This is a genomic window from Clostridium sp. ZBS15, from assembly GCF_023845705.1.
Taxonomy (GTDB): Bacteria; Bacillota; Clostridia; order Clostridiales; family Clostridiaceae; genus Clostridium; species Clostridium aquiflavi.
This window is the reverse complement of the sequence record NZ_JAMQHY010000072.1, coordinates 1-8,615: the sequence shown is the minus strand read 5'-3', so window position 1 is coordinate 8,615 and position 8,615 is coordinate 1. Positions and strand designations below refer to the sequence as shown.

Genomic DNA, 8,615 nt, shown 5'->3' with positions numbered 1-8,615 from the left:
CTATACTCATTTTAGTGTTCATAAGTTCAATTATTCCGTCCACTTTGCTTATGCATATATCAACACTCTGCTAAAACAGAGCCTATAATTTAAAATTTATCTTTATTCTAAACAATAAAATTAAATTCATTAATTTTAATTGTTTGTATATATGAATTGCCTATTCACATATATCCTTCAATTATTTTAATTACTACTTCTTCATTAAACTCAATTCCTTTTAAGCATTCTTGAATTTTGTTTAAATCTACTAACATAAGTGAATCAGTGAATATTTTACAATCCTTTATAATCCCATTAACAATATCTAAATTAATCTCAACATTTCCAATTGAAAATTTTCTTTCTAAAGTTATATTGTAATTAGGACTTTCTCCAAAATTCCACTTTCTATCATTATATTTTTGAAAATGACTTGGAATGTAATCTTTTTTGCTATATTCTTTTATATTTGCAAATTCTCCATATACATTTAGAAATCCATTAATTAAAGCTTCCTTAACAATATTAGAATCAATTTTTTTATCTAAATCCTTAAGATTAATAACTCTACTTCTAACAGACTTTATTCCCTTAGATTGTAATTTTAATTTAGATGGATTTAATGCTTTAGAAAGTTCATTTAAATTTATATCGATCATTATAGTTCCATGATGAAAATAGTTTCCATCTTCTGAATAAAATGCATGACCAGAAAATTTCTTATTATCTATAAGTAAATCATTTCTTCCTGATACTTCTGCAACCAATCCTAATCTTTTAATTCCATCGATTATTACTTTAAGCTGCTTTTCTAAATTCACATCTACCTCTTTAGTTAAAAAAGTAAAATTAAGATTTCCAAGATCATGAAAAACTGTTCCTCCACCAGATATTCTCCTAACTAATGTAATATTGTTTTCTTTCATATAATCTAAATTACATTCAGAATATGGGTTTTGATTTCTCCCTATAACTACAGTTCTATCATTTTGCCAAAGATATAATATATTTTCATTATCTTTCAAATTTCTAAGTAGTTCTTCTTCTAAAGCTAAGTTATAAGCTGGATCTACCTCTTTTGAAATGATAACTTTATTCATGATTGTGTATAGCTCCTATAGATAGTCCTAAGGCACTTTCATGTATTACTTCACCTGTAGTTGGATGTGCAAATATAGTTTCACAAATTTTCTCTTCACTAATATTATTCTTAATAATTAAAGTTAATGTGCTAATTAATGAAGATGCATCTGCTCCAATAATAGATGCTCCAACTATTTTATTATTATTAATATCTTTAATTATTTTTATAAATCCTTTTTCTTCTCCCATAGTTAAAGCCTTACCATTAGCTGAATAAGGGAATTTACTTATCTTAATATTTAGTTCCTCTTTTAAACACTTATCTTCATTCATTCCAACTGATGCTATTTCTGGCACTGTGAAAATTACATTTGGTACATGATCATAGCTCATTTCTTTATTTTGTCCTAATATATTATCAACAGCTAGCATTCCTTGATGTGAAGCAACATGAGCTAATTGCATTATATTATTAACATCTCCTATAGCATACACACCTTCAACATTTGTTTCTAAATTAGAATTAACTTTAATTCCTCTTCTATTATCATTTAATTCAAGATTTATATTTTCAACATTTAATCCATCAATATTAGGCTCTCTTCCTATTGCTACAAGTACATTTTCTGATACTAATAATTTTTCTTCTTCATCTTTTTCAAAAGATACAATAGCATGGCCATCTTCAGATTTTTTAATCTCTGTAACTTTTGAGCTTGTATAGACATTAATTCCTTTATCAGTTGCAATACCTTTTATCTCTTCAGAAATATCTTTATCCATCATTAGCAATAATCTATCTGCATATTCAACTACATTTACCTTTACTCCAAAGTTAGAGTAAATGAATGCAAATTCCATACCTATAACTCCACCACCAATTATTGTTATAGACTCAGGTAATTTTTCATTGCTTAATGCAGTAGTACTATTTAAAACAAATGGCATATCAATTCCTTTAATATTAATATTTGAAATTTTAGATCCAGTTGCTATAATTATATCTTTAGAATCTACTGTATACTCATCTTTACCCTTTTTTACAATAATATTTTTATTATCTAAAAATGAAGCTTCTCCTTTTATAACTCTTACGCCATTTGCTTCTAGAAGATACTCTATTCCATTAACAAGTCTTCCTTTAACATCATCTTTTCTTTTTACTACTTTTTTCATATCAACTTGTATATTATCAATAGTAAATCCAAACTCTTCACTGTTTAATGCATTATGAAATACCTCAGATGATTTTACAAATGCTTTTGTTGGAATACATCCTACATTTAAACAAGTACCACCAAAATTTTCTCTTTCAACAATAACAGTATTTAATCCTTTTTTAGCTGCATAGATTGCTGCAACATATCCTCCTGGACCTCCCCCTATTATTGTTAAATCAGCTGTAACATTTTCTTTTTTTCCCTTAAGCATAGAACCAAAATAATCAACCTTAGGAGTATTACTATTACTACTTATATTTTCTCCAGTTGCTAGAAATAATATTTGTCCAATCTCAACTTCGTTACCTTCAGATACTTTTATTTCATCTATTTTAAAATCAAAATTTGCTTTAAAAGGTGTATTTCCTTTGCTTGTTTCTAATTGCATTAATACCTGCCCTTTTTTTACTTGCTCTCCTTCAGTCACACTAATTTTTCCTACTTTAGCAGACTTATTATGTCCAGATAATGTTTCTAATCTTATATCCATCTTAAATTCTCCTTCTATGTAAAAAGGTTGTCATAAAATCAATTAGATGTTATGAACAACCCATATATTTTTATTTATATACAATTACTACTTATTTAAAATCTTTTTCAAATTCATCAATTGAATCTTTTAATAATGTTACTGAATAAGCCATTGTTGGGCCTCCACCAAATGCAACTGAAACCATTGCTGCTTCCATTATTTCTTCTCTAGTAGCTCCTGCTTCTAAAGCTTTAAAAGCATGGAATACTATACAATATTCGCATCTGTTATATGTAGCTATACCAACACTAATTAATTCTTTTGTCTTATTGCTAATAGCACCATCACCATAGTTTGTACCAAGAAGATTCATAAATGCTTCAACATTAGCACCATTAGTTTCTCCTAGCGTATTTAACCCATTCATAAAATCATTTAACATTCCTCTAACATCTTTTTTCATAATAAAAACCTCCATATAATTCTATTCTCTAAATTACTTTACATAGCAATGCTTAGCATAGCAAGTATCTTTGTATAAAAAATACCACATCAAAGTGGTATTGTCAACATTTACATACATTATTTATCATTTTTTCTAAAACATTTTTAAAAATATTTAGTTCATCTTCTGATATACCATTAACTGCATCCCTCTGAAATTCTTCTCCCAATGGAATAAGTTCTTCTCTTAACTTTTTTCCCTTATCAGATAAAAATATTCTAGTTACTCTTCTATCTTTAATTTCTTTTCTTCTTTCAACTAAATCATCTTTTTCCATACGATCTATAAGTCTTACCATAGAAGATTCTTTAACACTCATGTTATCAGAAAGCTCCTTCTGAAAAATACCATTAGTCTTACCTATATAATATAATGCTATCCATTGAACTCTAGTCATATCATGTTCCTGAAGCCTTCTGTTAAATTCATCTGAAAGTATTTTAGCCCCTTTATTAGTTATGAAACCAATGCAATCATCTAAATTATACATTTCCCCACATCCTTTGATTTTCTTCAATTCTTTAATTATAGTATACTCCTTAGATTAAGAGCAACTAATTCTCCATAAAATTATTACTTCAACATATTATGATTCAACTTAATTATTAATGATTATGCTTGAAAAATTTTTAATTTAAGCAGTTAATAATCTATAAAAAAATATAGGGTATGTTTTCTAAAGTAAAAACACACCCTATATTTTTTAACTCTAATTTTATAAATATTGAAATATGCAATAAGTAAAATTTCATCATTCAGTCTACTTGTTTATGCATATATCAACACTTTACTAAAATAGAACTATTTCGCAATTATTATTCCTTCTATTTTCTCAATACAGCCGCCGCAGCATGTACCTGCGTTAGTAGCTTCTTGTACTTCTTCTAAATTAGTAGCTCCATTGTTCATAGCATCTTTTATATCTTGTGCTGTAACTCCAACACATCCACATATTACTTCATTCATATCCATTTTTCTATTCCCCTTAACAATAATCTTTTGTATTACAAGAATAATTTCCTGTGAGTTAATTTTAATACATACTACACAAAATTTCAATAGTAAATATTATTAATTAATAATATTTATTTACTCGTTTTAAATGTGTGTTTATATATGCAATAGGTGAAAGTGGCATTGTAATTGAACTCAGTCCATTTTTACTTATGCATATATAAACACCTTGCTAAAACGTATCCTTAATTTTAAATATTCAATTCATATTTATACCTTTTAATTAAAATTAATTTTGGAATTTTTTCTATAGTAAATAAATATAATTTAAGTGATAGTTGTTATAGGAGATTTAATATGAAAATTTTATTATTCTTATTATTTATTATTGTTGTGTCGGGCTCTTTATTATTCTTAATATATAATTATGAAAACAAAATATCATCGGTAAAAAAACAATTAATCGCTAGTCAAGAGCAGTTTTATAAATTAAAAGCAGAGTATAATCAACTAAATTCTTTAAAAAACAATCCATTAATTATGTTTCTTGATTTAACAGAACATACTGGTTTATTAACTAAAGATTCTATTGTATATCTGTCTCCAAATGAATTAGCGCCAGTATTGCAAAAAATTGATATATCTATGGAAGTTTATATACTAGATAAAGCTTTATCCGATAAAATTGTATGGTATTATGTATCTCTTCCTATAGATACAAATATAAATTCAAGAGGTTGGGTAAAAGAAGATTCATTTTCTAATTTCTTAGATAAATCATCATATACAGATATCATCAAATGCTAAAAAATTCTGTTCTACATTTTAGTTAACATTACAAAGTAAAAAGGTGAAAGTTAAAAGTTATTTTTAAAATTCTAATACGAATTTTTTCCTTAACTTATTACTTTCACCTTTAAAATTTCAACTAAATTTCTATCTAACTATTTAATCAACTTAACATAATGGCAATACCCATATATATAAAATATATTATTATGGTTACTATTAATGGCCAATTCATTATTTTATCTTCTTTATTATAAGATATACCTTTATTAAAGTACTGATAATCAATAATCTCAGCCTCTTTATATTGAATTTGTTCATTAATTAAATTTTGTTTTCTTTTATCATTTATTCTCTTAAGTTTTTTAAGCATTAATACAATTAAAAATGTTGAAACCAACCCCATTATTACATAGCCTTTTAATAAATTCATCTTTTCAGCTAATGATAAAGCTTTGATTGAAATATCCTGAGCCGTTTCTTCAATTCCAAATTTATTTTGAAAAAATGTTAATAACTTTTGCATAACTACTGATGTTCCATTAATCATAAAATGGAATGTCATAGAAGCAAATATACTATTAGTCACTCTAACTAAATAAGCTAAAATTCCACCTAAAACAGCTGCATATAAAAATTGTTGACCATTTAAATGAAATATACCAAATAATAAGCCAATTATTATGCACGTTTTTAAATCACTTTTATCATCATATCCAGATTGAACTATACCTCTTAACGTTATTTCTTCTGTTATAGCAGGCATAACAGCCATTAAAAGTAACATTATTAAAAATGGTGTAGATGATATTTGGGATACAAAGTTTCCTATATCATTTTCAAAAAAGAATGACATTATAAGTGAAAACAAAGTAACTAACGGTTGACTTACAAATGATAAAACAATTATTAAGAAAAAATCTTTTAAATATAATTTATTAAACTTAAAAGTTTGTTTTATATTAGGCTTAACTATTATTACATATATTATTGCAGGTATTATAAATAAAATCATATGATTTAAAAATAATTGCACTCTTATATCTGTTAAACCCATCATTAAATAAAAAATTCCTAAAAAATTAGTTCCTATTATTTCTCCTAATAGTATTATTAAAAAATATAAATTAGCTCTAAATGTTTTTTTCATATTTACACCTTTACTACAAATTATTAATTAGATTTATATTTTAGTGTATAAATAGTTGCCTCTTGGGAAAGAATTTATAATGAAGTAACTAACTTCAATATTTAATCGCCTCTCCCCCCATTTTATTTATATACCAAATTTTATTCCTATTGCTATTATAGATAGCAATAGGAATATTTTTTATCATAAATGTTTTAATTAAATATTAACATTATTTTAAAATGTCTTTTCTACTTCTCTCCTAATCATATCTAATGCAGCTATAGTCGCTGAGTTTCTTACTTTTGCTCTATTTCCCTTAAATACATATCTTTTAGCATATGCCTTTCCATTTATACAAATACCTATATATACTAATCCTACAGGCTTCTCAGCAGTTCCTCCACCAGGACCAGCAATTCCAGTCGTAGCTATTCCAATATCTGTTTTAGAAGTCTTAGATATGCCTTCTGCCATCTCAATTGCTACTTGTTCACTTACTGCACCATATTTATCTAATGTTTCTTTCTTCACATTTAGTCTTCTTATCTTAGCTTCATTAGAATATGTTACTGCACCTTCCATAAAGACTTCTGATATTCCTGGATAAGATACTAATTTACTTGCTATTAATCCACCTGTACATGATTCTGCACTAGCTAAAGTTAATCCTTTATTTATTAACATCTTTCCTAAAGCTTCTTCTATTGTTTCATTATTAATTGAATATATATTATCATTTAATCTTTCTCTTATATCATTTAATATAGGTTCTATTAATTTTAATCCTACACTCTCTTCATATGATTTTGCAGTTATTCTTAATTCTACTTCTCCATCCTTTGCATAAGGTGCAACTGTTGGATTAGTTTGATTATCTATTATATCCTTTATTTTTTCTGCAACTGAACTTTCTCCAACACCTATAATTTTTATTACTTTAGAAACTAAAGTTGTATTAGTTTTATTATTTAGATATGGTTTTATGCTTTCCTCAAACATAGGTTTCATCTCATTTGGAGGTCCAGGAATAATAATCATTATTTTATCTTTTTCTTCTATAATAATACCTGGTGCTGTTCCGTTATTATTTTCAACCACAATTGATTCCTTAGGATATAATGCTTGCTTTAAATTATTTTTAGGCATATTCTTACCCATTGATTTAAAGTATTCTTCTATCTTTTCTTTTGATTTTTTATGTTCTACTAATTCTTTATCAAAATATTTTGATGCAACTTCTTTAGTCATATCATCATCTGTAGGTCCAAGTCCACCTGTTGTTATAACCAAATCACTTCTACTAAAAGCTAATTCAAATGATTCTAAAATTCTTTCTTCATTATCTCCAACAACTTGCTGATTGTATACATCAAGACCTAATAAAGCTAATTCCTTAGATAAATATTGTGAATTAGTATTTAGAATATCACCTAATAATATTTCCGTTCCTATTGATATTATTTCAACTTTCATTTTATGCCCCTTTTATTAAAAATTTAAAGATTTTCTGTATGACTTCTATCATTCTTTGATAGAATGTTAAACTCATCTTTATCTCTTACTATTTTGGTCAATGAAGCTTGTCCGTATACACCCTTAAGTTCACCTTCAAATTCCGTAAAGTAACTCATTATAACTTTTAAAGCCATTCCATGAGTTACTATTAAAATATTTTTGTCATTTTCTTTTTCTAAAATTGATTCTAACTTCTTAAATGTTCTATTCTTTACATCTAAAAGAGTTTCACCATCAGTTCCTTTTACTTCATGATTTCCAGAAAACATTTCTTCTAAAAAATTGCTTTCTCCCATTTTAGGTAAATCTTTTATATATTTTCCTTCATATTCTCCAAACCCAATTTCTTTTAGCTCATCACAAGTTACTATTGGAATGTTATTAGGTTCTGATATAATTTTTGCTGTATCCAAAGCTCTTTTTATAGGACTTGCATATATAATGTCTATTTTTTCATTTTTTAATCTATCTCTTAAGCTCTTAGCTTGATTCAATCCTCTTTCTGTTAAAGGTGAATCCTTACTTCCTTGAAGTCTTCCTTCTATATTCCATTCTGTTTCACCATGTCTAGTTAAAAATAATGTTGTCATACTTAATCACTCTCCACACTGTATTTCATATAGTCTTATTTTACAATACTTACAACTTATATTCCACCTAGTACAAAGTGATTGAACTGCACTTTAATTAACAATTGATACTTAACAATGAACAAGTGTGGTTTAAAGTGGAAATCTCTATATTATTACATGTCACTGTTTTAAATGTGTGGTGATATATGCAATAGGTAAAGTGGCATATTTCAACACTCTGCTAAAACATAGCCTATTACATAAATAAAAACCACTTAACTGCAATATACATCACTGTTAAGTGGACTTATACAAATCTTATCTAAATTAATTTTCTGCAGTTTCAAGTAATGCTAAAGCTACTGCTCCAACAACACATGCATCTGTTCCA

9 protein-coding genes are annotated in these 8,615 nt (G+C 26.5%); 1 reads left to right on the top strand and 8 read right to left on the bottom strand.

The genetic code is table 11. From position 1 onward, the window contains the following. Nucleotides 1-164: 164 nt before the first annotated feature. From lplA to NG904_RS16130, 5 genes are all read right to left on the bottom strand, one after another. Nucleotides 165-1,082: a lipoate--protein ligase gene (gene lplA / locus NG904_RS16150; RefSeq protein WP_252216681.1), complete on the bottom strand. Its 918-nt coding sequence runs from the start codon at nucleotides 1,080-1,082 to the stop codon at nucleotides 165-167. After that, nucleotides 1,075-2,775, bottom strand: coding sequence for a dihydrolipoyl dehydrogenase (gene lpdA / locus NG904_RS16145; RefSeq protein ID WP_252232725.1), 1,701 nt, complete (start codon nucleotides 2,773-2,775; stop codon nucleotides 1,075-1,077). Before lpdA ends, lplA begins: the two co-directional genes overlap by 8 nt. Nucleotides 2,776-2,866: 91 nt before the next feature. Next, on the bottom strand, nucleotides 2,867-3,220 hold the full coding sequence (locus tag NG904_RS16140; RefSeq protein ID WP_003373813.1) for a carboxymuconolactone decarboxylase family protein: 354 nt from the start codon (nucleotides 3,218-3,220) through the stop codon (nucleotides 2,867-2,869). 103 nt (nucleotides 3,221-3,323) lie between these two features. Then, entirely contained in the window at nucleotides 3,324-3,752 is a 429-nt protein-coding gene (locus tag NG904_RS16135; RefSeq protein ID WP_252216686.1) for a MarR family winged helix-turn-helix transcriptional regulator, read from the bottom strand. Between the two features lie 311 nt (nucleotides 3,753-4,063). Further along, nucleotides 4,064-4,234, bottom strand: coding sequence for a (2Fe-2S)-binding protein (locus NG904_RS16130; RefSeq protein WP_252216689.1), 171 nt, complete (start codon nucleotides 4,232-4,234; stop codon nucleotides 4,064-4,066). A gap of 375 nt (nucleotides 4,235-4,609) precedes the next feature. On the opposite strand from NG904_RS16130, the gene NG904_RS16125 reads away from it, so the two are divergent. Further along, nucleotides 4,610-5,023, top strand: a complete 414-nt coding sequence (locus NG904_RS16125; protein WP_252232723.1) for a hypothetical protein — start codon at nucleotides 4,610-4,612, stop codon at nucleotides 5,021-5,023. Nucleotides 5,024-5,168: 145 nt separating this feature from the next. On the opposite strand, the gene NG904_RS16120 is transcribed toward NG904_RS16125, so the two are convergent. From NG904_RS16120 to NG904_RS16110, 3 genes are all read right to left on the bottom strand, one after another. Further along, the gene (locus tag NG904_RS16120) at nucleotides 5,169-6,155 is read right to left on the bottom strand and encodes a CPBP family intramembrane glutamic endopeptidase (RefSeq protein WP_252216694.1); all 987 of its coding nucleotides are present in this window, start codon (nucleotides 6,153-6,155) and stop codon (nucleotides 5,169-5,171) included. Nucleotides 6,156-6,371: 216 nt separating this feature from the next. Further along, complete coding sequence (locus NG904_RS16115; RefSeq protein WP_252232721.1) at nucleotides 6,372-7,610, bottom strand: competence/damage-inducible protein A; 1,239 nt, start codon at nucleotides 7,608-7,610, stop codon at nucleotides 6,372-6,374. A gap of 23 nt (nucleotides 7,611-7,633) precedes the next feature. Continuing rightward, nucleotides 7,634-8,242: a histidine phosphatase family protein gene (locus NG904_RS16110; protein ID WP_252216698.1), complete on the bottom strand. Its 609-nt coding sequence runs from the start codon at nucleotides 8,240-8,242 to the stop codon at nucleotides 7,634-7,636. Nucleotides 8,243-8,615 lie beyond the last annotated feature (373 nt).

Excerpts from the sequence above, each read along its gene's own strand:
- lplA (WP_252216681.1), bottom strand. The coding sequence starts at position 1,082 with ATGAATAAAGTTATCATTTCAAAAGAGGTAGATCCAGCTTATAACTTA.
- lpdA (WP_252232725.1), bottom strand. The coding sequence starts at position 2,775 with ATGGATATAAGATTAGAAACATTATCTGGACATAATAAGTCTGCTAAA.
- NG904_RS16140 (WP_003373813.1), bottom strand. The coding sequence starts at position 3,220 with ATGAAAAAAGATGTTAGAGGAATGTTAAATGATTTTATGAATGGGTTA.
- NG904_RS16135 (WP_252216686.1), bottom strand. The coding sequence starts at position 3,752 with ATGTATAATTTAGATGATTGCATTGGTTTCATAACTAATAAAGGGGCT.
- NG904_RS16110 (WP_252216698.1), bottom strand. The coding sequence starts at position 8,242 with ATGACAACATTATTTTTAACTAGACATGGTGAAACAGAATGGAATATA.
- NG904_RS16115 (WP_252232721.1), bottom strand. The coding sequence starts at position 7,610 with ATGAAAGTTGAAATAATATCAATAGGAACGGAAATATTATTAGGTGAT.
- NG904_RS16130 (WP_252216689.1), bottom strand. The coding sequence starts at position 4,234 with ATGGATATGAATGAAGTAATATGTGGATGTGTTGGAGTTACAGCACAA.
- NG904_RS16120 (WP_252216694.1), bottom strand. The coding sequence starts at position 6,155 with ATGAAAAAAACATTTAGAGCTAATTTATATTTTTTAATAATACTATTA.